This is a genomic window from Limnomicrobium aquaticum, from assembly GCF_040545545.1.
Taxonomy (GTDB): Bacteria; Pseudomonadota; Alphaproteobacteria; order Rhizobiales; family Rhizobiaceae; genus Ensifer_A; species Ensifer_A aquaticum.
The window spans coordinates 1,146,985-1,168,175 of the sequence record NZ_JBEPMB010000001.1 but is presented as its reverse complement, the minus strand read 5'-3'; the positions used below and the strand labels follow the sequence as shown (position 1 = coordinate 1,168,175).

The 21,191-nt window shown below is 61.5% G+C and carries 16 protein-coding genes; 4 read left to right on the top strand and 12 right to left on the bottom strand.

Annotation, left to right across the window (positions count from 1 at the left end):
- Positions 1-41: 41 nt before the first annotated feature.
- Entirely contained in the window at positions 42-1,865 is a 1,824-nt protein-coding gene (locus tag ABID16_RS05725) for a hypothetical protein (protein WP_354555363.1), read from the top strand.
- Here the strand turns inward: ABID16_RS05725 and ABID16_RS05720 are convergent.
- The 5 genes from ABID16_RS05720 to ABID16_RS05700 all read right to left on the bottom strand — a co-directional run bounded on the left by ABID16_RS05720 (position 1,831) and on the right by ABID16_RS05700 (position 6,098).
- Positions 1,831-2,547 (bottom strand): DNA alkylation repair protein, encoded by a 717-nt coding sequence (locus tag ABID16_RS05720; RefSeq protein ID WP_354555362.1) that lies wholly within the window; start codon positions 2,545-2,547, stop codon positions 1,831-1,833. The genes ABID16_RS05725 and ABID16_RS05720 overlap by 35 nt on opposite strands.
- Position 2,548: 1 nt before the next feature.
- Entirely contained in the window at positions 2,549-2,938 is a 390-nt protein-coding gene (locus tag ABID16_RS05715; protein WP_354555361.1) for a UCP034077 family protein, read from the bottom strand.
- On the bottom strand, positions 2,935-3,804 hold the full coding sequence (locus ABID16_RS05710; protein ID WP_354555360.1) for an NAD(P)-dependent oxidoreductase: 870 nt from the start codon (positions 3,802-3,804) through the stop codon (positions 2,935-2,937). The genes ABID16_RS05715 and ABID16_RS05710 overlap by 4 nt, the downstream gene beginning before the upstream one ends.
- A 95-nt stretch (positions 3,805-3,899) precedes the next feature.
- On the bottom strand, positions 3,900-5,711 hold the full coding sequence (locus tag ABID16_RS05705) for a hypothetical protein (protein WP_354555359.1): 1,812 nt from the start codon (positions 5,709-5,711) through the stop codon (positions 3,900-3,902).
- A 138-nt stretch (positions 5,712-5,849) separates the two neighbouring features.
- Positions 5,850-6,098: a transcriptional regulator gene (locus ABID16_RS05700; protein ID WP_354555358.1), complete on the bottom strand. Its 249-nt coding sequence runs from the start codon at positions 6,096-6,098 to the stop codon at positions 5,850-5,852.
- Positions 6,099-6,187: 89 nt separating this feature from the next.
- Here ABID16_RS05700 and ABID16_RS05695 point away from each other — a divergent pair, with 89 nt between their 5' ends.
- Positions 6,188-7,972, top strand: coding sequence for a cation:proton antiporter domain-containing protein (locus ABID16_RS05695; RefSeq protein ID WP_354555357.1), 1,785 nt, complete (start codon positions 6,188-6,190; stop codon positions 7,970-7,972).
- On the opposite strand, the gene ABID16_RS05690 is transcribed toward ABID16_RS05695, so the two are convergent.
- From ABID16_RS05690 to ABID16_RS05665, 6 genes are all read right to left on the bottom strand, one after another.
- Positions 7,933-8,859, bottom strand: a complete 927-nt coding sequence (locus tag ABID16_RS05690) for a LysR substrate-binding domain-containing protein (RefSeq protein ID WP_354555356.1) — start codon at positions 8,857-8,859, stop codon at positions 7,933-7,935. The genes ABID16_RS05695 and ABID16_RS05690 overlap by 40 nt on opposite strands.
- A gap of 271 nt (positions 8,860-9,130) precedes the next feature.
- Entirely contained in the window at positions 9,131-9,964 is an 834-nt protein-coding gene (locus ABID16_RS05685; RefSeq protein ID WP_354555355.1) for a class I SAM-dependent DNA methyltransferase, read from the bottom strand.
- A 50-nt stretch (positions 9,965-10,014) separates the two neighbouring features.
- Entirely contained in the window at positions 10,015-10,281 is a 267-nt protein-coding gene (locus ABID16_RS05680) for an usg protein (protein WP_354555354.1), read from the bottom strand.
- A 150-nt stretch (positions 10,282-10,431) separates the two neighbouring features.
- Positions 10,432-11,262 (bottom strand): ABC transporter permease, encoded by an 831-nt coding sequence (locus ABID16_RS05675; protein WP_354555353.1) that lies wholly within the window; start codon positions 11,260-11,262, stop codon positions 10,432-10,434.
- Positions 11,259-12,041 (bottom strand): ABC transporter permease, encoded by a 783-nt coding sequence (locus ABID16_RS05670; protein WP_354555352.1) that lies wholly within the window; start codon positions 12,039-12,041, stop codon positions 11,259-11,261. Before ABID16_RS05670 ends, ABID16_RS05675 begins: the two co-directional genes overlap by 4 nt.
- Before the next feature lie 113 nt (positions 12,042-12,154).
- Positions 12,155-12,925, bottom strand: a complete 771-nt coding sequence (locus ABID16_RS05665; protein WP_354555350.1) for a lysine/arginine/ornithine ABC transporter substrate-binding protein — start codon at positions 12,923-12,925, stop codon at positions 12,155-12,157.
- On the opposite strand from ABID16_RS05665, the gene ABID16_RS05660 reads away from it, so the two are divergent.
- Positions 12,924-13,178: a hypothetical protein gene (locus tag ABID16_RS05660; RefSeq protein WP_354555349.1), complete on the top strand. Its 255-nt coding sequence runs from the start codon at positions 12,924-12,926 to the stop codon at positions 13,176-13,178. The genes ABID16_RS05665 and ABID16_RS05660 overlap by 2 nt on opposite strands.
- A gap of 119 nt (positions 13,179-13,297) precedes the next feature.
- Entirely contained in the window at positions 13,298-15,421 is a 2,124-nt protein-coding gene (locus tag ABID16_RS05655) for an OmpA family protein (protein ID WP_354555348.1), read from the top strand.
- 420 nt (positions 15,422-15,841) lie between these two features.
- On the opposite strand, the gene ABID16_RS05650 is transcribed toward ABID16_RS05655, so the two are convergent.
- Complete coding sequence (locus tag ABID16_RS05650; protein WP_354555347.1) at positions 15,842-21,178, bottom strand: apolipoprotein A-IV repeat region-like domain-containing protein; 5,337 nt, start codon at positions 21,176-21,178, stop codon at positions 15,842-15,844.
- Positions 21,179-21,191 lie beyond the last annotated feature (13 nt).

Here is a 21,191-nt window from a genome sequence, read left to right as displayed (position 1 = left end):
ACCTATAGCGTGCGGCAATCGCAATTGCAGGGGATGACGCCTTGGTCGCAATACAACCATCACGTATCCCCCGCCTCGATAAAGCGTTCGGTTCCGGCAGCGCGAAGCCCGATGCCTTCCTCATTCTGTCGCTCGTGTTCCTGGCGGCTGCGGCCTATGACCTATCCGACAGTATTCCGTTCTTGGGGGATATCGATGATCGCCTGCGGGCCGTGCAGATCCGGCAACTCCTTTCGGGAAACGGCTGGTACGATCTGACATTGACCGGCATCGCCATGCCCGGCCCCTATGTCTCTCCCTGGTCCCGGCTGGTCGATGCGCCCTATGCGGCGATTGCATGGGGTCTGTCGCACCTGACGGATACCGAGCAGGCTCTCACCATCGCGTTCAATGTCTGGCCTCCTGTGCTGATGCTTGCCTTTGCAGGGTTCAGCGCAGGCTGCATGAAAAGGCTCGTGCCCGCAGGCCAGGGCGTGCCGCCCTTGCATGCGCTCGTTGCGGCGCTGGCAATGATCTCGCCGGCGCTGGAATTCGCGCCCGGCCGGATCGATCATCATAACCTTCAGCTGGTGATGCTTGCGGCCGCGAGCTACGGCGTTCTGTGCTGGTCGGCTGCCGGAGGTATCCTGACAGGCATGGCGCTTGCGTTATCCGTGACCATCGGGCTGGAAACCTTGCCTCTGATCGCGGCGCTTTGGTCTGCGCTCGCGCTTGCCTGGATCGCCGGACGCCCCGGCGTGCACGGCGTGTTCAGATCGTTCTCGGCCACCATGTGCGTCGCTGCGCCGCTGGCGACGTTGGTCTTCGCCGGGCCGCACGTACTTCTCAGCGTTCAGAACGACATCTTTTCGGAACCCTATGTCGCTGCCTTTTCAGGCTTCGGCTTGATCTCGCTTCTGGTGGGGACCGTCCTGCAGCGGAATGTCTCCATAGCCCTGCGCTTTGCGGCGCTCGCGCTCCCCGGCGCTGCGCTCGCGGTGCTCATTGTCCTGGCGCAGCCGGGTATCCTTGCCGGACCCTATGCGCTGATCGATCCGCTCACGCGGGAACTCTGGCTCGATCGCATCGACCAGGAGCACAGTGTTCTCCTGCTGCTACGGACGGGCTTTCTCCCGGCAGCCCTGGATCTGGCGCTTCAGACAACCATTATTCTTTGCGCAGGCGTTTTGACATGGAGGCGCTTCAGGGCGGGGCAGACCGCTCCGGCGATCGTGCTCGCTCTGGGCGTCGCGGCCTTCCTGGCCAATCTGGAAGCCTTCCGGTTCATGCGGTTTCCGGCCGCAATCCTGCCGCTGTTCATTCCCCAAATGCTGGCGCATCTCGGCTCGCGTTCCCTCGCGGAACAGAGAAAACTGGTCTTGAGTTCCTTGGGTGTCGCGCTCGTCGCAGGCGGGCTTTTTCAGGCCGCTGCTCTCGCGATGCCGGTGAGCCGTGAACCGGATGTGCTCGATGCAGCGGATTTCCTCATGAATGACACGTGTTCCGCAGCCGACCGCAAGGCCATGAAGACCCTGCCGGCGGGCCATTACATGGTTGCGCCGGCAACGGGGCTGACATTCCTGGAACAGGCCGCCAACGGCGTCAATGTCGAGGCCATCCGCTTTCATCGTGCCGCACCCGGCATGCGCCGGATGTTCGACGCGCTCTATCTTTCAGATGCGGAAGCCAGAAAGGCCGCATTGACGCCGTTCGACTATCTTGCCTTCTGCACCTATCCCGAGACGGCCAAGGCGCTTTTCGCACCGCCCGCAGGTTCCTTTTTCGAGGCCCTGCTGAACGACAAGACTCCGAACGGACTTCTTCCGATCCCGGTGACAGGAAGCCGTCATCTCAGGCTTTTCCGGATTGATCACGCCCGTCTTTGACTCGAGGACCGAACTTCTTCTCGAATTCGCGGATCGCATCCTTTCCGATCCACCGCGCGGTGCGATCACCGCTATCTGCCAGCGTTTCGGCGAGGGTCCAGGCGGGCCCCCGGCAAGCCGGACCTCGCTTTCCGATCTGGCGCAGAGCCCAGTTGACCGCCTTCCTGACGAAATTTCGGGGGTCGGTCGCGTAACGTTCGATGAGGGGCAGGAAGGCAAGGATATGCTCGTCCGGCTCCTTTTTAAGATGCACGGCGGCCCAGGCCATCATCGAAAACGCGGTGCGCCGGACGAACTCGCGTTCGTCGGCCGCGAATTCAGGGATAAGAACCGGCCAATGCCCGCTCTCAACGAAGAGGTCGGCAACGCTGTCGACGATCTCCCACGAATTGAAGTCGGCGGCCCAGTCGCGTGCTTCCTGCAAAGACAGCTTTCGAGGCTCTGCCGTAAACGCCGCGAGCAGGCGCGCATCACGAAGCCCGGTCTGCCAGAGAGCAAGCGCGCGGACATGGTCCTTCTTGATCGCACGCGCGATCTTGCGCATGTCATCCGTGGTAATGCCCAGCGCCGTGTCGGTCACAATCCCGAAGCGCGCCATGCCGGCAATATTCGCTTCGTTGCGAAGCGATCGAAGATGCGTCAAAATCTGAGCCGTATCGGCACCGGGGTGAAGACTGCTCATCTCAAGGCTCTCCCGGTCTAATAATCAGTCTGAGCGACGCCCAGTCCGAATAGGTATCGCGGAAGCGTGCGGCATTATCTATTCGCGCGCATTCACTTGCGGCCGCGAGAACTGCCGCAGTCGTTGCGGAATGTCTCGCGTCTCCGCCGGGTGGATCGCCGAGCTGCGGCGGTCCGTCGAGATTGCCGTCGGGGCGGAAATTCAGAACGAGTGTCACGGCCGGGTAGGGCGGCGAGAGACCTGAAGGCCCCTTGAAGCATCGCGCAATGGCTGCCGATACGTCCTGGCCGATCCTCAACTTGACGTCATGCTGCCCTGCGGCCTGCATCGCAGTGACTGTCTGAAGCACCGCGATGAAAGCGGCCAGCCCGGCGGCAGACCTCCAGGTCATTTCTCAAGCCGTGCAAGCAGCGAAGACGTATCCCAGCGATTGCCGCCCATGGCCTGAACGTCGCCGTAGAACTGATCGACGAGCGCCGTCACCGGCAGCTTTGCGCCGTTCTTGCGCGCCTCCGAAAGCACGATGCCGAGATCCTTGCGCATCCAGTCGATCGCGAAACCGAAGTCGTAGCGCCCCTCGTTCATCGTCTTGTAGCGGTTCTCCATCTGCCACGAGCCGGCCGCGCCCTTGGAAATCACCTCGATCACCTTCTCGATATCCAGCCCCGCCCGCTTGCCGAAATGAATGCCTTCGGCAAGCCCCTGAACCAGCCCGGCGATGCAGATCTGGTTGATCATCTTGGTAAGCTGTCCGGCGCCCGCCGGGCCCATGAGGCCCACCATGCGGGCATAGGCAGAAATGACCGGCTTTGCTTTTTCGAACGTCGCCTCGTCGCCGCCACACATAACGGTCAGCACGCCGTTTTCCGCACCCGCCTGACCACCGGAAACCGGCGCGTCGATGAAGCCGAGACCTTTGGCCGCGCAGGCAGCTTCAAGCTCGCGGGCAACCTCGGCAGAGGCCGTCGTGTTGTCGATGAGGATCGAACCGGCTTTCATGCCGGCGATGCAACCCGCATCACCCAAAGTCACCGACCGGAGATCGTCGTCATTACCGACGCAGGTAAAGACGAAATCCGCACCCGCGGCGGCCTCAGCCGGCGTACGGAACGCCTGACCGCCGAATTGTGCGGCCCATTTTTCCGCCTTGGAAAACGTCCGGTTATAGACGGCCACGTCTTGCCCGCCCTTCACCTTGAGATGCCCGGCCATGGGATAACCCATGACGCCGAGACCGATAAACGCGACTTTGGCCATACGATGCGACTCCGATGCTCAATTTGTCGAGAGCGTTTTAGAGCATCGGATACAGAAAACAAATCGGCTTTGCGCGTCTGTCACATTGCCAGTTTCTACGGTTCCTCTCTGCGCCGAGAGTCACTCAGAAAAGCGGAATCAGGGCCAAGGGCAAACTCGATATCAATCCAGAGCCGTCTCAGCCTTCTGACGTGCAGATCGTCGCTGATCCAGCGCATCATATGTTCTACCGCCTCCGACATCGGCGCCCGCGGCGGCGGCGCAGCAGCATTGCCAGGTTGAGCGTTAGCGGGAACAGGCGCGCCACCGCCTTGCGAAATCTTCCCGTAGGCCCAGGTGGTAAACTCTTCGAGCGAGACATGCTTGGCGCCCGTACTATCCCCGATCAGGAACTTGATCTTCGTTGTCTCAGCAGCGGACTTCATCGCGTCTGTGGGAGAAAGAAGGATTGATCCATAAACGACGTCGAAAGAATCCGGCGCATTCCTGCTGTCTATTGCGCGTTCGAGATCGAAAATCGTCCTGACGTTATATTCTCGAAGGAAGATGTAGCGCTCCGAGCCGACAAGGTGGCAGAGTTGCGCCTGGCCGATCCAGTCGATCAGTTCGTTCAGATTAAAGGGGCTCTCGACTGCCAGCATCACCGGGTTCGCGCATGCCAGGTTCTGGACATCGCGCAGTCCGCACTCTTCAAGCCTGTAGCGGGTTTCGAAATCGATCCCGTCCAGGATATCGACTGGTGTTACCCGCGTGATCTTCGCAAACCGCTCGTCCGTCGTCTTGGCCCAGTTGAAGAAGTCCTGCACCTTGTTCAGAAGATAGCGGCTCGAACTTGTCGGAACCAGGCCGAAGACAACAGCGAGTACGAACCAGTACCAAGGGATTTTCTTGTTCTCGGTTGCATCAAGATCGGCGAAAAGGCGCTGACATTCCGCGGCGGATGCCGGGGTTGGAAGCTTCGCCGTGCCGCTCCCGCTCTCCTGCTGCGGCGGGCACTTCTGTCTGTAATTCGCGACGGCGGCATCCCGTTTCTCCTTTTCGGCCACCGCAAGCGTCTGCACGGTATCGTCAGCGAGCATGATTTTACCGAAGGTCTGCATGGGATAGGGAAAGGCTGTGAAGATGATCATGCCGAGCAACACGGAAAACAGGACCTCCGCGCCCTGCCTTACGAAGGTGTAACCGGTCAGGTCGAACGACGTAACGGCCTGAATGATCAGCCGCATGGCGGCAATGTATCCGCCCACGAACACGATAGAGCCAATCACCAGAACACTATTGCTATGTCCGGCGTTGCAGATGCCGACGAAGCAGGTCGGAAATATCGTGGTAAAATTGGAGAGGAGGGCGTTCAGGAACGCGTAGAAGGCCACGGAAGACGAAACCCCAAAAACAAGAGCGCCGGCTAACAGATTCCGATTGCTGACAGCGGAGACTTTTCTTGCGTTCTTGATGTGAAGGGGCAGTTCCTTGGTCGCGTCCTTCAAGGCTTCTTCATCCTCAATGGCCGGAAGGTCCGCCGTATATTTTGTCTTCACTAATTCGACAAGCGGGTTGAGGGAGAGACGTGGTCTCGAAGAGAATTCGAGATTGTTTCTTTCCTCTTCCTCTCGGGTCAAAGCTGCCTGGTCCGCAGCTGGCCTCGCCCCCTGGTCCGCAGCGGCGACCGCAGCGTTTGCGACGTCTATTTCGGGTGCAGGTGGGCGATTTGCGTCTTGCTGTGCCCCGGGCTGCCCGATCTTCAAATCGGTCTCACGACGCCGTGGCCGCCCAAACTGTCGATAAACTTCAAGCAGGCTTTTGAGTCGGCGGATCCGCAATTCGTATCTCGCCATCAGGGCAACGAGCGATGGCAAGAGGCCCAGACATCCAGCGGCGACAATGACGGCGTAATCCCATTTGCCCATGACGGTTCCCCCAAATCTTACATGAAGCGCGCATAAGATGTTGTCAGGATGTTACAAAAACCGTCGATTGTAAATCAAAAGTTGTATTAGTTATATAGGCACCTTTTGCGTGTTTCGTTCGCGCCGCTGGGGAAGCCTCTATTCCTGCACCAGTGCCAGCCCGCCGCCGTCTCGACACTCCAGCCTTACCCCGCCATCTTCCAGGGCCTTGCGCAAGAGCGCCGGCGTTGAGCGATGGACGGCGTGCGCACTCGCTTCATAGTCACGCACCGTCCCGCGCGAAACGGCGGCTTTTTCCGCGAGATCGGCCTGTGTCCAATCCAGAAATGCACGCGCGGCGCGGCACATCTCCGGTGTCAGAACTGTTTGTTTTTCTTCATCATGCATGCGGTTGAACTTGGCCTCAGAAATTCCCATATTGGTCGATATCGATCATTTTTATCATTTTAAGACCCGCGCGCCAAGAGGAGACGCCCATGCCGCACGCTACGCCCCTTATTTCAACCTTGGTCGGGGGTTTCGTGCTGGCATTTATCCTTGGTGCAATCGCGCATCGCTTCCGCCTGCCGCCGCTCGTCGGTTACCTGGTCGCCGGCATCCTCGTCGGCCCCTATACTCCTGGCTTCGTTGCCGACCAGAACCTCGCGCCGGAACTCGCCGAAATCGGCGTCATCCTGCTGATGTTCGGCGTCGGTCTGCATTTCTCTTTGAAAGACCTGCTTTCCGTTCGTGTGATCGCCGTACCCGGCGCCATCGTGCAGATCGCATTTGCGACTTTGCTGGGCTGGGGTATGGGGCATCTCATGGGCTGGTCGACGGGGGGCAGTCTCGTCTTCGGTCTCGCGCTCTCCGTCGCCTCGACGGTCGTGCTTCTCAAGGCGCTGCAGGAGCGGCGCATGGTGGAAACGGCCAAGGGGCGTATCGCGGTCGGCTGGCTGATCGTGGAAGATCTGGCGATGGTTCTCGCGCTCGTCCTCATTCCCGCCGTCGCCTCTGTGGGCAATGGAGAGCGGCTTGTCGATCCGCTGGCCGTGGCGTTGGTTCAGATGAGCGGCTGGGATATAGGCATTGGAGGCCTCATTGCGCTGACGCTGCTGAAGGTCGCGCTCTTCGTTGCCGTCATGCTGGTCTTCGGCCGCAAGGTCATTCCGGCGATCCTGCACCGGATTGCCCATACCGGTTCACGTGAACTCTTCCGCCTCGGCGTTCTCGCGATTGCGCTGGGCGTCGCCTTCGGCGCGTCGCAACTCTTCGGCGTGTCACTGGCGCTGGGCGCCTTCTTCGCCGGGATGGTTCTGTCCGAAAGTGAGCTCTCGCACAGTGCCGCCCGCGAAAGCCTGCCGCTGCGAGATGCGTTTTCGGTCCTCTTCTTTGTTTCGGTCGGCATGCTGTTCGATCCGACGATCCTGTTGCGCGAGCCGCTGGCAATCCTCGCCACCGTGTTTATCATCGTCATCGGCAAGTCCGCAGCCGCCTTCCTGATCGTCATTCTCTTTCGAAAGGGGGTCTCGACCGCGCTCACGATTTCGGCGAGCCTGGCGCAGATCGGCGAATTCTCCTTCATTCTCGCCGAGCTTGGCGTTGGCCTGAAGCTGTTGCCGGAGGAGGGGCGAGACTTCATCCTCGCCGGCGCGATCATCTCAATCGTCCTCAACCCGTTGATGTTCTATCTGACGGATAGGCTTCGGCCGCGTTTTGAAGACGTCGCCGCGCGGCGCATGGCGCGCAAGACGCCTCAAACCGAGTCCGTCAAGCCGACGGATGCGGCGGAACAGACCGCGGATGAAGAAGAAGATACGAGGACGCCCGTCCCGCACGACGGCCACTGCGTTCTGGTCGGCTATGGCCGGGTGGGACGCATCGTCGCCGCCAACCTGAAGACGGCGAAAATTCCGTTTGTGGTGATCGAGGAGTCGGACCGGCTTGTCAGCGATCTTCATGCCGAGGGCATCGACGCCATAGCCGGTCATGCAGCGTCCGCTGGACTGCTTTCACTGGCCAATATCGGCCGCGCGCGAAGCCTCGTCGTTGCGATCCCCGATGCCTTCGAGGCCGGCAATATCGTCGAAAGCGCCAAGAAGATGAACGGCCGCCTGCTGGTCATTGCCCGCGCCCATTCGGATGCCGAGGTCGAGCATCTGACCAATCTGGGTGCCGACACGGTGATCATGGGCGAGCGCGAGGTCGCCAACGGCATGCTCAAGCGTCTCGACCAGATCCTTCACTCGGAAATGGCGGAGCCCGGCCCGGTCGCGGCCTGAAACTGCGGAAGTGCTGCGTCCAGCCAGCGGACGAAAGATCGTTCGCTGGCATTGAGACGAGAAAAGCTGCGCACCACAAGCCAGTATTGACCGCATGTCGTGGTCAGATCGAACGGTCTGACAAGGCGGCCCGACGCAATTTCATCGGCAGTCAGCACAACATCGGCAAGCGCGACACCGCGGCCGGCCAGCGCGCCCTGAAGGACAATGCCGTAGTCGGAAAAGACCGGACCGCGCAGCGCTGCTTGCGATGCGACGCCGGCATCTTTGAACCAGCGGTCCCAATCGTCGCGGTGGTCTTCATGCAGCAGCGGATAGTGCAGCAGATCCTCCGGTTTCGCTAAAGCCGGGCCGCTTGCCAGCAGTTGCGGGGCAATGACCGGGGTCAGGGAGGCGGTATAGAGCAATTTCGACTGCACGCCTGGCCACACACCCTCTCCGGAGGAATTGCGGATGGCAATCCCGGCCTTGCTGGTGCGCAAATCGACGACATGCGGGTCGGAATCCAGCGTGACTTCGATCTCAGGGTAGGTTTGCTGAAAGTCGGACAGACGCGCGCCAAGCCAGCAGGTGGCAAAGGCTGGCTCCGCGCTGATGACGACGGCAGGGCGCGAAGGACGTGCCGTGATCTCTTCCAGAGCCATGTCCATACTGTCGAAAGCAGGCGTAAGGGCCTCGATCAGGCTGCGGCCTCTTTTCGTGAGCGTGACCGATCGGTGATGCCTCTCGAAAAGGGCCGTTCCGATCAGTTCCTCAAGGTCGCGGATCTGCCGGCTGATCGCGGCCTGCGAAACGCGAAGCTCGTCTGCCGCGGCGGTAAAACTGGAGAGCCGTCCCGCTGCTTCAAAGCTGCGGAGCGCCGTCAAAGGCAACCGTCCACGCTTCATCCCAGGCTCCCATAACTTCAAGTCATTCGAACGAACCATAAACTCGTTTGAAGGATGCACGCAAGCGGGGTGACATGCCAAGGAAAGGAGCATTCCATGTTCAATTCCCTGGTTGAGATTTTACGCGCAACCGTCGCACATCTGACGTTCCAGACACCGGCAGCTCCGGACCGCGAGTTTTCGGACCATACTCAGAAAAAAGGGCATGCCTTGCCGGCGCGCCCGTCGAGTGGTCGCAGAAGCTTTGCTTTGTCTCGATTTGTCCGAAGGGTTACTCGCCCTGCAGACGCGCCACCACAAGATGACCCGGCGAGGGCTCGCCGTTTTCCATGCGGACATTGATGTCTGTCATCGAAATGACCTCGAAACCGGTCGCCGCAAGGCGGTCGGTGACATAGGCTTGCGAATGCACGAAGCGCTGGCTCGGGCCGACCTTGTAGCCGAGAGGGCCAACCTCGGCATCCGGCCGGGTCTCCGACGAGAAGACGAACAGCCCGCCGTTTTCGAGGTTTTCGGCCACGCCGAAGAAAAGCGGCTCCAGCGCACCGATATAGGGGAGAACGTCGGCAGCCGTGACGATCGCGAAAGGCCCGTCCTCATTGTCGTCGAGATAGTCGACGCACTCGGCCACATAGAGCGTTTCGTAGAGGTCTTTCTCGTGAGCGATCTCGACCATGTTTTCGGAAAGGTCGAGCCCGACGGCTTCGCCGGTCACCATGTCGCGCAATGCGCCACCGGTGAGCCCCGTGCCGCAGCCAAGATCGAGCAGGCTTTCGAAGGGGCCGAGCTTCAGCTCCTGTAGTTTCTGCCGGATCATCACGGGAACGCAATAGCCGAGCTGCTCGACGAGGATCTCTTCGAAATCCTCGGCATGCTGATCGAACAGCGTCTCGACATAGGCATCGGGCGCCTTGATCGGCGTCTCGCCGCGCCCAAGCGCAGCCAGACGAACGGCCGCGCCGCCGTGGTCTTCCGGGTCCAGCGCGAGAACCTGCGCGTAAGCCTTTTCGGCCGCGTCGATGTCGCCGGCCTTTTCGAGCGCGAGCGCGCGGTTATAGGCCTCTGCGAGGGCCTCTTCGTCGATTTTCGCGGGTGCTTTTGCCATGGCGCGCTTTTAGGGCGCGACTGGCTTTCTCGCAACTCCTATTTTGGCGGTCAGTGAATGAAGAATTCGCCGGACAGCGCCCTCCACTCCGTCGCAGAGATGAGCTTGCGGTGGACATAACGGACGGAATGCAGCGGTCCGTCCAGTTTCTCCCGCCAGAAATTCAGGAAGCTCTTCATTTCCGGAAAGTCCGGAGCGAGATCATAGTGCTGCCAGAGATAGCTCTGCAGCACGCTCGGGTGGTCGGGCATCCGGTAGAGGATTTCCGCGGTGGTCAGTCCATAGCCTTTCAGTTGCAGCTTCATTTCTTCGTTCATGACAACCCCATTTGCCGTTATGACGAAACGATGACAAATCCAGTCTGCGCCTGGATGGTTAACTGCTCCTTAAATGCTTTCTCCCTGTCAATATTTTATCGTTGGAAATCAGGAGGCTAGCAGCCTCGCGTGGAGACTGCTGCCAATGCCTTACCGCTTCAGATGCCGCGTCAGCCGCGCTTCGAGCCCGTTCCAGAGATTGCGCAGGATTTCGACGATGACGAGATAGAAGATCGCCGCCCACAGATAGGTCTGATAGTCCAAGGTGCGTGAGAAGGCATATTTCGTTTCGCCCATCAGGTCGAAGACGGTGACGATGGCGACGATGGCCGAGGCCTTCACCATCAGGATGATTTCGTTGCCATAGGGGCGCAGCGCCACGATCAGCGCCTGCGGCATGATGATCTTCCAGAACGAAATCCGCGTGTTGATGCCAAGCGAAATGGCCGCCTCGCGCTGGCCGCGCGGCACGCTCTCGATGGCGCCACGCAGGATCTCGGCCTGATAGGCGGCGGTATTCAGTGCGAAGGCGAAGACGGCGCAGTTCCAGGCATCCTTGAAGAAGGACCAGAGCCCGACGGCTTCAAGTTGCGGCCTGAAACTTCCAAGTCCGTAATAGATCAGGAATAGCTGCGCCAGGAGGGGTGTGCCACGAAAGAGATAGACATAGACATAGGCAATGCCCGACAGGATGCGGTTCTTTGACATGCGCGCGAAGGCGAGCGGAAACGAAATGATCGCCCCGCCAATAATCGACACGGCAACAAGACCCAGTGTCACTTGCAGGCCGCTGATATAGCGCGGCCCATATTTTGCAAATTTCTCCCAGTCCCAGTTGTGGATCATCATGAAGGCCATGCCGCCGAGCAGCAGGAGCCAGAGGATCATAAAGAAAATGCCGGCTATCCGAGCACCCGTGATCGGCTTTGCGACTGCAGGCGGTGCGGGCTGCGGCGGAATAAACACCTCGATGTGGCTCATCGTGCGGCCTCCGACCGGCGCGCCCAGATTTCGATGCGCGAGAAGAATACCGATGAGATGATCGCCAGGATCAGGAAGAGCAGGCAGGCGATGCCATAGAACAGGAACGGTTCCTTCGTAAATTTCGTCGCTTGACCGGTTTCGCGAAGGATATCGTTGAGGCCGACCACGGAGACGAGGGCGGTGTCCTTGAGCAGTGACATCCAGAGATTCCCGAGACCGGGCAGGGCGATGCGTATGAGTTGCGGGATGATGACAAGCACCATGGTCTTGCCGGGACGAATGCCAAGTGCTGCACCCGCCTCATACTGGCCGCGCGGAATCGCCTGAAAGGCCGACAGCAGCACTTCCGAGCAATAGGCTGAAAAGACGACGCTGAGCGCGATCATACCGGAGAAGAAGGCGTTAATCTCGATGTGTTCATCGAATCCTAAAGCCGCCAGAATGGCCTGGATCAGGATTTGCAGGCCGTAATAAATCATGAAAAGCGTGAGAATTTCCGGCAGACCACGAAAGATTGTCGTGTAGATATTTGCAGCGAGCCGCGCATAGGCGTCTTCCGACCGCTTGCCCAGCGCCACGAGAAAACCCAACAGAAGGCCGACCGGCAAGGTGACGACGGCAAGGCTCGCGGTGACAAACACGCCGGAGGCGATTTCGTCGCCCCACCCGGTGTCGCCGCAAGAAAGCAGGCCTTTTCCGGCAAAGAGAGTGAAGACCCCGACAGGTCCGCAAAATGGATCAATCAAATGCCCGAGCGCGGACAACAGTTCGCTCATCCGGAATTTTCCCCTGCCGCTGCTTTGCAGCGATCTTCTTTTGTATCGTCAGCATCAAACAAAACGGGCGGAAGGACAAGCCTTCCGCCCGCTGAATTTTCAGGTGTCAACGATCACTTGCCGTAAACGTCGAAGTCGAAATACTTGTCCTGGATCTTCTTGTAAGTGCCGTCGGCGCGGATGGCGGCAATCGCCTTGTTGATCTTCTCGCGCAGCGCGTCATCACCCTTGCGCACGGCAATGCCGGCGCCTTCGCCATTGATCACCTTGTCCGTAGGCAGAACGGTGAGGATTTTGCAGCAATCGCCGTCCTTGCTCTTCACCCACTGGGTCAAAACGACCACGTCGTCAATGACGGCATCAACGCGACCTGCGGCAACGTCGAGCTTGTATTCATCCGATGTTGGATAAAGCTTCAGCTTCGTGTCCGGCAGGTGCTTTTCGGCATAATTGGCATGCGTCGTGGAGGTCTGCGCACCGATCGTCATGCCCTTCAGATCGTCCGGCGTCTTGGCTTTGCTATCCTTCGGCACGGCGATGGCAGGCGGCGTGTTGTAGACCTTGTCGGTGAAATCGACCTGCTTCTTGCGTTCGTCGGTAATCGACATCGAAGACAGGATCATGTCGAACTTCTTGGCCTGCAGGGCAGGGATAATGCCGTCCCATTCCTGGCTGACGAAGGTGCATTCAACCTTCATCTGCGCGCAGAGCGCACGACCGATATCCATGTCGAAGCCGAGGAACTGGCCGCTCGCATCGAGATATTCGAAGGGCGGGTAGGTCGAATCCGTACCGATGACAAGCTTGTCGGCGGCCTGCGATGCGCCGGCGAAAAGCGTGAGCGCCAGTGCTGCTGCGGTTGCGATCTTGCGGGAAAGAGCCATGTTGTCCTCTCTGTTGGTGGGCGTCGTTTGTTGTTTTTGGGACGCCGATATCTGCGACGCCGGCATGTCGATGCGTGCCGGGGAACTGTTCCGCCCCGGCAATGGCACAACCGGCCAGATGAAAACTTCATTTCACCTTGAACGGGATATTCGGACTTTTTCTGAAAAAAATGCAACAGGAATATGCGCCCTGGCTGCAAATTGGCGATGCATTCCGAGCCGCCTGGTGCGGTTTCCATGCGCGGAAAGATGAACGTCGCGTTCAGCGCGGGTTCATGGCGCGCGCCTAGCCTTCAACATGATCTGGAACGAAAAACGCCCCATTGACGTTCCAGTTTGCGATTCCAACGACCGGCGAACAAAGGAACACCGATGAAAGCCAGGAAACACCTACTCACCCATGTCTTCGTGTCACTCGCGGCCTTTCCTGTCGCGCTGCCGCCGGCTCTTGCAGCCCCTGCGGCCGTTCTGGGCCAGCCGGGCCAGCTTCAGGCGCATGCGGGGCTGATGCTCCCCGCGGTGATGAAGCAGGCGGCCTCCGGCGTGCTTGTCGCGCAGGCCGAAGAGCCGGCACCGGAACTCGGCGAGGACGGCAAGCCGAAGAAGAAGAAGCCGGAAGCCCCGGCGGAAAAGGCACCGGCAGAGCCGCCGAAGGCTGAGCCACCCAAGGCCGAGCCCCCGAAACCCGAGCCGCCCAAGCCTGAACCTCCGAAGCCGGCCCCTGAACCCAAGGCTGAGGCGCCTAAGCCTGCTCCGGAACCGCCGAAGCCAGAACCGAAGGCCCCCGAACCGAAGGCCGAAGCCCCCAAGCCAGAAGCTCCGAAGCCGGCTGCCCCCAAGGCTGAACCGCCGGCAGCAGAAGCCCCGAAGCCCGAGAAGAAGCGCCCGCCGGAACCTGACGCTGGCGCCAAGCCGCCGGCAGAAAAGGCCGCACCTCCGGCTCCCAAGCCTGCCGCAGAAGCACCGAAACCGGCCGCAGAGCCGAAGCCCGCGGAAAAGCCTGCCGCAGAATCGAAGCCCGCGGAAAAGCCCGCTGCAGAGGCCCCGAAACCCGCTCCGGAACCGAAGCCTGAAGCTCCAGCGACAGCTGCGCCCAAGCCTGATGCCCCGAAGGCACCGGCTGGCGCTGCACCGGAAGCCAAACCGGCTCCGGGTGCCGAACAGCCCGCGAAGACCGGCGAGCCTGCAAAGCCAGCCCCGGCTGGCGAAGCGCCGGCTCCGGCCGGAGCCATCAAGCCTGCGCCGGCTGATGGTGCTCCTGCGGCTGTCGCTCCGGCTGGCCAGCAGGCACCCGTACTCGATAGCGCAAAACCCGCTCCGGTTCTCGACAGCGCCAAGCCGGCACCGGGTGCAGCGCCCGCAGCGCAGCCCAATGCCGCAAAGCCTGTAGCCCCCGGCCAGCCCCCGGCACCTCCGGCACCCGGCCAGCCGCCGGCAGCCGCAGCACCTGGAGCAGCCCCTGCCGCTGTAGCGCCCGCTGCCCCGCCGGCGCCTCCGCCGAAGACCGACGCCGATGCGCAGGCCCCGATGCGCAATGCGCCACCCCCACCGCCTGCGCCGCCGCTTGCGCCCAACGCAGCCGGCTGGGACCGTGGCCAGCGCATGCAGGCACCGCCGCGCTATGACGCGCCGGCCGATGCCCGCGTTGAAGGTCGCGTCGATGGTCGTGATGTCCTCAATATCCTCGGTCAGATCATCGTACGTGGTGGCGACAGCGATCGATTTAACCGTGGGGCCGAAGACAGCTACTTCGATCAGCTTCCGGGTGGCCGGACCCGTGAGACGATCGAGCGTCCGAACGGCGTGATGATCGTCACGATCCGCAACCGCTATGGCGACGTCATCCAGCGTTCGCGCATCGGCCGTGACGGTCGTGAGACGGTGCTGTTCTACGATCCGGGCCTGCAGCAGCGGCCGGACCGCGAACGGGTCTTCCGCGATCCGTCTCTCGATCTGCCGCCCATGCAGCTCGACATTCCGGTGGATGAGTACATCATCGATACGTCGAATGCCCGCAACCCGGACTATTACGACTTCCTGCGCGAGCCGCCGGTCGAACGGGTTGAGCGCGTCTACTCGCTCGATGAGGTCAAATACTCGGCCCGTATCCGCGACAAGATGCGCCGCATCGATCTCGACACGATCCACTTTGCCACCGGCAGCGCGGATATCTCGATGAACGAGGCCGGAGCAATGAAGCGGGTCGCCCAGGCGATGAAGAAGATCATCGACAAGAATCCCGGTGAAACCTTCCTCATCGAAGGCCATACAGATGCCGTCGGCTCGGATCAGTCCAACCTGGTCCTCTCCGACAAGCGTGCCGAGTCGGTCGCCGTGACCCTTTCGGAACTCTACGACATTCCACCGGAAAACCTGGTGACCCAGGGTTATGGCGAGCGGTTCCTCAAGGTCCAGACCAGCGGTCCTTCCGAAGAAAACCGCCGCGTAACGATCAGGCGAATCACGCCGCTCGTCCGTCCGGTCGCGGGCAAGTAAGCGATCAATATGTCACCCGACTTAGAGCCCCGGCAGCCCAGCGCTGCCGGGGCTTTTCGTGTCCTGCTTCAGGAGAGTTGGAACGGCAAATGACGGAGCGATCGGGAATAGGCCCAAATTTCGGCGGGGTCTGATTGAAAGCGAACTGGCAATTTGCTTTCGATGATCCCTGCGGCTGCAGTTCAGCTCTGCGCCGAACCGCCGCCGGAAAACAGCTTCTTTGATCCTCTTGCCGGGGAGCGCTAGAAGGAGCGTGTCTCGATGCATCAGGCTGCTCACTGTAAGCCATCGCTGGAAGCATCAGCAGGCGGACGGCAAAGTCTGATGGATAAATGCCACCTTCACCAACATCCCCAAAAAGGAAACCCCGGCAGCGAGGCGCTGCCGGGGATCCAGGTTTTCTGCAAAGGAAGGCGTTGCTTACCGCAGGCGTCCTGCGGCGTGGGCGAGCATCGTGTAGACCTTGCCGGTGTCGGAGGTCAGGTAGGACTGCGTGATCGTCTTGTCGGGATCGTTGCGGGCGACGTCGGACAGCAGGTTTTCGAAGTCGGCGATGTAGCGATCCACGGCGGCGCGGAACTCGCTTTCGCGCTCGTACTTGTGCTTGATCTCGTCGAACGTTTCCTGGCCCTTCAGCGTGTAGAGGCGACGCGTGAAGATGTCGCGCTCGCCGCGCTGGTAGCGGCGCCACAGATCGACCGACGCATCGTGATCGATGGCGCGGGCGATATCGACCGAAAGCGAGTTCAGGCTCTCTACGACATGGCGCGGGTTGCGCGCCGCGGGTGCCGGCTGGGCGGCACGACGCTCGAACTGTGCTTCCTCACGCGCTGCACCCTTCAGGAGATCGCTGATCCAGCCACCCTGCTGAGCCGCCGGCTGGGCTTGGGGCTGCGCGGCGCGCGGAGCGGGCGCATCCATGACAGCTGCGGCCTGACGGGCAACGGGGGCTTCCTGACGGACCGGCTGAACCGGGGCGGGCGCCGGCTGGTAGGCCGGCTGCGGCTGGTAGGCAGGGGCGGCTGCCGAGGCGGCAACAGCCACAGGACGCGAAACGGTCGACAGTTCCTGGCCGCGCGAGATAATGCGCGAGAGGTCCTGCAGGGCCTTGATCTGCTCGGACACGGCCTTGCGCATGTTGGCTGCGCTTTCCTTGGCCTCTTCCGGCAGGTCGAAGGCGCCGCGCTTGACTTCGGCACGGGTCATGTCGAGCTCGCGGCGAATGTCGGTCGCGGCCTTGCGGACTTCTTCCGTCGCACCCGAGAAGCGGCCGACGGCTTCTTCAACGGCAGACTTCATGGCGTCGCGCATGCGCTGGCTGGTCGCTTCCGACTTCATGCCGGTTTCGGCCAGCAGGCGATCGATATCCGATACCGTGCCGGTGATGCCGCCGCGCAGGCTTGCGGCAATCTCGTTGGCGCGGCGCTCGGCCTGGCTGAGCGCACCGTTGAGCGCGCGGCCTGCTTCTTCCGTGGCTTCCGTGAGCGACTGGCGAAGCGTCTGGGCTGCTTCCTGCGAGCGCAGTTCGGCGGCTGAGAGAACGCGATCCGCGTCCGCATAGGAGCTGGCGAGGCTGGAGCGCAGGTTGCTGGCAATATGGCCGGTCCGCTCTTCGACTTCCGCCATCGCATCGCCGACAAGTGCGCCAAGCGAACGCATGGTGCGCTCGATTTCTTCCGAGCGGCCGATGAGACCGATGGAGAGATCGCGCAGCGCCTGCTGACGCTCTTCGAGCGTCGAGGCGAGGTTCGACTGGGCCGCCGACACCAGTTCCGAAGCCTGGCTGAGCACGCGGGCGTGGTCGTCGAAGCGGCCGGAAATGCCGGCGATCTGGCCGAGGGTGTTGTTGGAGAGATCGACGAGCTTCTCGGACTTGCCCTCCAGAAGGCGGGTCGCCGCGGTCATGACGTCTGCTGCCTTGGCGGCTTCGGTGCCAATACGGCTTGCCGTCTGGTCGAGACGGCTGTCGGCGGCCGAAAGCGTCGTTGCCGACACGTCCAGAACTTCCGCCAGATTGCGGTTCGAGGCCTGCAACTGGTTGATGAGCGTCGAGACATTGTCGCGCAGGCTCGTTTCGGTGGCGTTGAGGGCCTCCGTCGTTTCCGTTGCACGCTGGCTGATGGCATCCATCGCTTCGCCGGTGCGCGAGGTCAGCGCAGCGATCAGCGCGTCGTTCTCCTTGCGGATCTGCGCGGCACTGTTTTCGGCAGCGCTAGAGATGCGGGCTGCCGCCGTTGCGCTGGCATTGGCCAGAAGATCGGCCGCCGGCTGGGCGCGGGTTTCGATCAGCTTGGACATTTCTTCGGCGCGGCCGGCGAGCATCGAATTGAGCTCGCGGGTGCGCTCGTCCAGCGTCGTGCGGATCGTCTCGTGACGGGCAGCCAGCGCGCGCTCTGCATCGCTGAGGCCGCGCACCATGGCTTCGCCGCGCTGTGCAAGTTCCTGATCGGCCTGTGCGACACGGCCGGTCAGCTCCTCGGCACGCTGGGCAGCAAGCTGGGCAAGCTCTTCCGCGCGTGCTGCCGTTTCGTTTGCGAAGCGGTTGGTCGACTCGGCGAGGTTTGAGGTCACCTTGTAAGCTTCCTGGCCGATGATGTTCGTCACTTCGCTCGCGGCGGCAGTCAGCGATGATACGAGACCGGAAGTCTTCTGGTCGATGGTCGAAGCAAGGCGTTCGCCCGCTTCGCTGGCAAGGTTGGCGACGTTCTCGCTGGTGGCGCGGACACGGCCCTCAAGCGCGGTGAGCGACGTCTCGATCTTGCTTCCGGACTCTTCCAGATGCGACGAGATGTTGCCGAGTGCGGCGTCCATGCGGCCGCTGACCGTGGAGGCCAGCTGGTCGATTTCGCGGGCTGCATCCGAGAAGCGGCCGGCAACAGCGCCGGTCGTGCCGGTGACGCTGTCGGTGAGGCGGGCAGCGCTCCGCTCCACAGTGTCGCGCAACGCGGCTTCGCGCTCTTCGAGAGACATTTCCAGCATGCCGGTTGCCGCGGCAATCGATGCACCGATGGCGGTTGCCTGTTCGTTGAGCGTGTCGCCGAGCTGGCCGATGCCGTTCGAAATCGTGTCTGCGATATTGCCGTGGCTCGCGGAGAGCATGCGGCTCATTTCGTTGAGGCCGGAGTTCACCGTAACATCGAACTGCGCATGACCACCCTGGAGCATGGCCGCGAAACGGTCCTGACCCTGGTTGATCGTGCCGGACATGGCATCTTCGTGGCTGCGCAGGACACCTTCGAGATTCTCGATATTGGCCGACATGGTCTGCGCCGAGACGACAACCGTCTGCGACAGCAGGTCTTCGGCCTTTTCGTGGCCGGCCGTGAAGATTGTCGCGGTCTTTTCCAGATTGTCGGTGAACATCGCCTCTGCGCGGTCGATGCTGCTCTGGATCGCGCCGGCGGTCTGGTCGAGACCGGAGGTGAAAAGCGTTTCTGTGCGCTTCATCGTCGCTTCGAAGCGGGTCACGGCCTCGCTCGAACCTTCCGCGAAGGCCGAGTTGACGCGCTCCAGGCCTGCCTCGATCGCACCAGCCGCGCGGCCGGTGCTTTCGGCGAAGGTCGTTTCCATGCTGGCGATACGGTCGTCGAGCGTGCTGCGCAGCGTGTCGGAAGCAATGCCGATCGAGAGCTGCAGGCTGGCTTCGCCTTCGTCGAGCGCGCCGGCAATGCTGTCGGCACCGCGGGTGATGACGGTCTCGATGGAATTGCGGCGCTCTTCAAAGGCGCGGTCGAAGGCTTCCTCATGGGCGATCAGCGAGTTGGAGAGCTGCGCCGTACCTTCGGTCATGATGGTGGAGATGCGTTCCTCGCCGCCGACGAGGGCTTCTTCCAGCGTTGCGGCGCGCGTGTTGAACTCGGAGCTGAAATTGTTGCGCGCCTGATCGAGGCCGCTGAAAATGCGCTCCTGGCCTTCGGAAAGCGCAGTCTCCAGGTTTGCGGCCCGCGTGCTGAACTCTGAAGTGAACTGGTCGCGTGCCTGCTCAAGCCCGCCGAAGAGGGCGGTTGAGCGTTCGGCCAGAACATTGTCGATGCGGATATGGACGTCGTTGACCGACTGGCTGAGCGACTGGCTGTGCTGGCTGATCGTGCTGTCGATCATTTCCTGGCCGGTGCTGAGCGTGGTCGCAATTGCGAAGGTCTGGTCGGACAGGGCCGAGCTCAGACGCTCGATGCTGGTGCCGAGCAGCCCCTGCATCGCTTCCTGATGCGTGCCGACGGTGGTTTCGACGCGGCTGAGGCTGTCGTTGAGCTTCGAGCCGAGTTCGCCTGCGCGGCGGTCGAAGGCTTCGCTGAATGCCGAGAAACGATCGTCGAAGGCGGCGCTCACGCTGCCGATCGTCGATTCGAGCTTCTCTTCGAAGAACCCGGTGCGCAGATCCATGTCCATGACCGCTTCGTCTGCGGCGGACTTGAGGTTCTGGCGGAAGGACGCACCCTTTTCGTCAAGCGCCGTGTTGAGCGAAGAGATGAGGTCGTCGAGACCTGTGACGATGGCGCTCTGGCCAACGGCGAGGCTGTCGTTGATTTCCTGCGTGCGGGCAATCAGCGTTTCGTTAAGCTGGCGGGTGCGCTCGGCAAGGGCAGCATTCAGCTTGGAGGTGTTCTGATCGAGCGTGGAAGCGCGCGTTTCGAACTGCGACAGCAGCTCGTTGCCACGGTTCGTCAGCGCGAAGCTCAGTTCTTCCAGACGCGTGTCGAACTCGTTGGCGAGCGCGAAGCCCGCAGAATTCAGCGTCGAAAGAAGCGTGTCGGACTGTGTGGCAAGCATCGTGCCGATGGTGCTGGCCGCCGTTTCCGACTTTTCCATCAGAAGCGCAGAGCGCGTGTCGATCATCGAGGCGAAGGCTTCGCCGGTGATCGCCATCTGCGCGGTCAGCGATTCGGCGGCGCCGCGCATGTCGGAGGCAAGGCTGTCATGCGCGCCGGAAATGGAGGAGCGCAGGCGCTCGGAGTGATTGATGATCGCTTCGCGTTCGGCGCTCAGTTCGTTGACGAGCGTGCGCACGCGCACTTCGTTTTCCGAGTAGCTGCGCTCCAGCGCGTTGACTTCCGAATGGACCAGCGTTTCGAGCTCGGTGGCGCGCGCAATGGTGCGCTCGATGCCTTCGCTCATCGCGGAGACCTCGCGCCGAACGGCTTGACCGATCGTCATGATGCGCTGAGACGCCATCGTCTCCGGCTCGCTGAGACGCAGTGCGACTTCCGCCATGGAGCGGGCCGCCGAGCGCATCTCTTGTGCGCGGGCCAGAATGAGGCCGAAACCGATGATGAGGAGAACCGGAACGATGACGATGCCGGCAAGCGTCAGGAAGCCGGGGCTTGTCAGCGTGCTGGCGACATTCTCGGTGCCGCCCTTCGGGGTGGAAAGCGCAAGATAGCCAAGCGCGATCGAAATCACGATCCAGATGAAGGCGAAGAGAATGGCGCTGCGGATCACCGTGCGACCCGCACGCGTGTCGAGAGAGCGCAGCAGCGACGAGGATGTCCGCCCCGATGGGTCGTTAGCCGGTGCCAGATAAGGTGACTTGGGAGCGGGCTCGGGACCGAGTTCGCGGGCGAAATCGGGTCGTGATTCAGAGGCGGACTCGGCATTCATGGCTCTTGCAGGTCTCCCATCACCCGGACGCGCATAATTGCTCGCCGGCTGCGAAGCGGCCTTCGGCTTGGCGGTGTCGTCAAAGTCGATCTGGAGGGCTTTCTCCAAAGCGTCAAACGCAGCCTGTTCAACAGGTTCGTTGCCCTTTTTTGTCGCCATGCTTTTACGCCTC

Bases quoted from the DNA above. Each gene is read 5' to 3' on its own strand.
- ABID16_RS05685 (WP_354555355.1), bottom strand. From the start codon at position 9,964: ATGGCAAAAGCACCCGCGAAAATCGACGAAGAGGCCCTCGCAGAGGCC.
- ABID16_RS05665 (WP_354555350.1), bottom strand. From the start codon at position 12,925: ATGGCTCTTTCCCGCAAGATCGCAACCGCAGCAGCACTGGCGCTCACG.
- ABID16_RS05690 (WP_354555356.1), bottom strand. From the start codon at position 8,859: ATGAAGCGTGGACGGTTGCCTTTGACGGCGCTCCGCAGCTTTGAAGCA.
- ABID16_RS05650 (WP_354555347.1), bottom strand. From the start codon at position 21,178: ATGGCGACAAAAAAGGGCAACGAACCTGTTGAACAGGCTGCGTTTGAC.
- ABID16_RS05670 (WP_354555352.1), bottom strand. From the start codon at position 12,041: ATGAGCGAACTGTTGTCCGCGCTCGGGCATTTGATTGATCCATTTTGC.
- ABID16_RS05705 (WP_354555359.1), bottom strand. From the start codon at position 5,711: ATGGGCAAATGGGATTACGCCGTCATTGTCGCCGCTGGATGTCTGGGC.
- ABID16_RS05715 (WP_354555361.1), bottom strand. From the start codon at position 2,938: ATGACCTGGAGGTCTGCCGCCGGGCTGGCCGCTTTCATCGCGGTGCTT.
- ABID16_RS05680 (WP_354555354.1), bottom strand. From the start codon at position 10,281: ATGAACGAAGAAATGAAGCTGCAACTGAAAGGCTATGGACTGACCACC.
- ABID16_RS05720 (WP_354555362.1), bottom strand. From the start codon at position 2,547: ATGAGCAGTCTTCACCCCGGTGCCGATACGGCTCAGATTTTGACGCAT.
- ABID16_RS05655 (WP_354555348.1), top strand. From the start codon at position 13,298: ATGAAAGCCAGGAAACACCTACTCACCCATGTCTTCGTGTCACTCGCG.
- ABID16_RS05710 (WP_354555360.1), bottom strand. From the start codon at position 3,804: ATGGCCAAAGTCGCGTTTATCGGTCTCGGCGTCATGGGTTATCCCATG.
- ABID16_RS05660 (WP_354555349.1), top strand. From the start codon at position 12,924: ATGTTGTCCTCTCTGTTGGTGGGCGTCGTTTGTTGTTTTTGGGACGCC.
- ABID16_RS05695 (WP_354555357.1), top strand. From the start codon at position 6,188: ATGCCGCACGCTACGCCCCTTATTTCAACCTTGGTCGGGGGTTTCGTG.
- ABID16_RS05700 (WP_354555358.1), bottom strand. From the start codon at position 6,098: ATGCATGATGAAGAAAAACAAACAGTTCTGACACCGGAGATGTGCCGC.
- ABID16_RS05675 (WP_354555353.1), bottom strand. From the start codon at position 11,262: ATGAGCCACATCGAGGTGTTTATTCCGCCGCAGCCCGCACCGCCTGCA.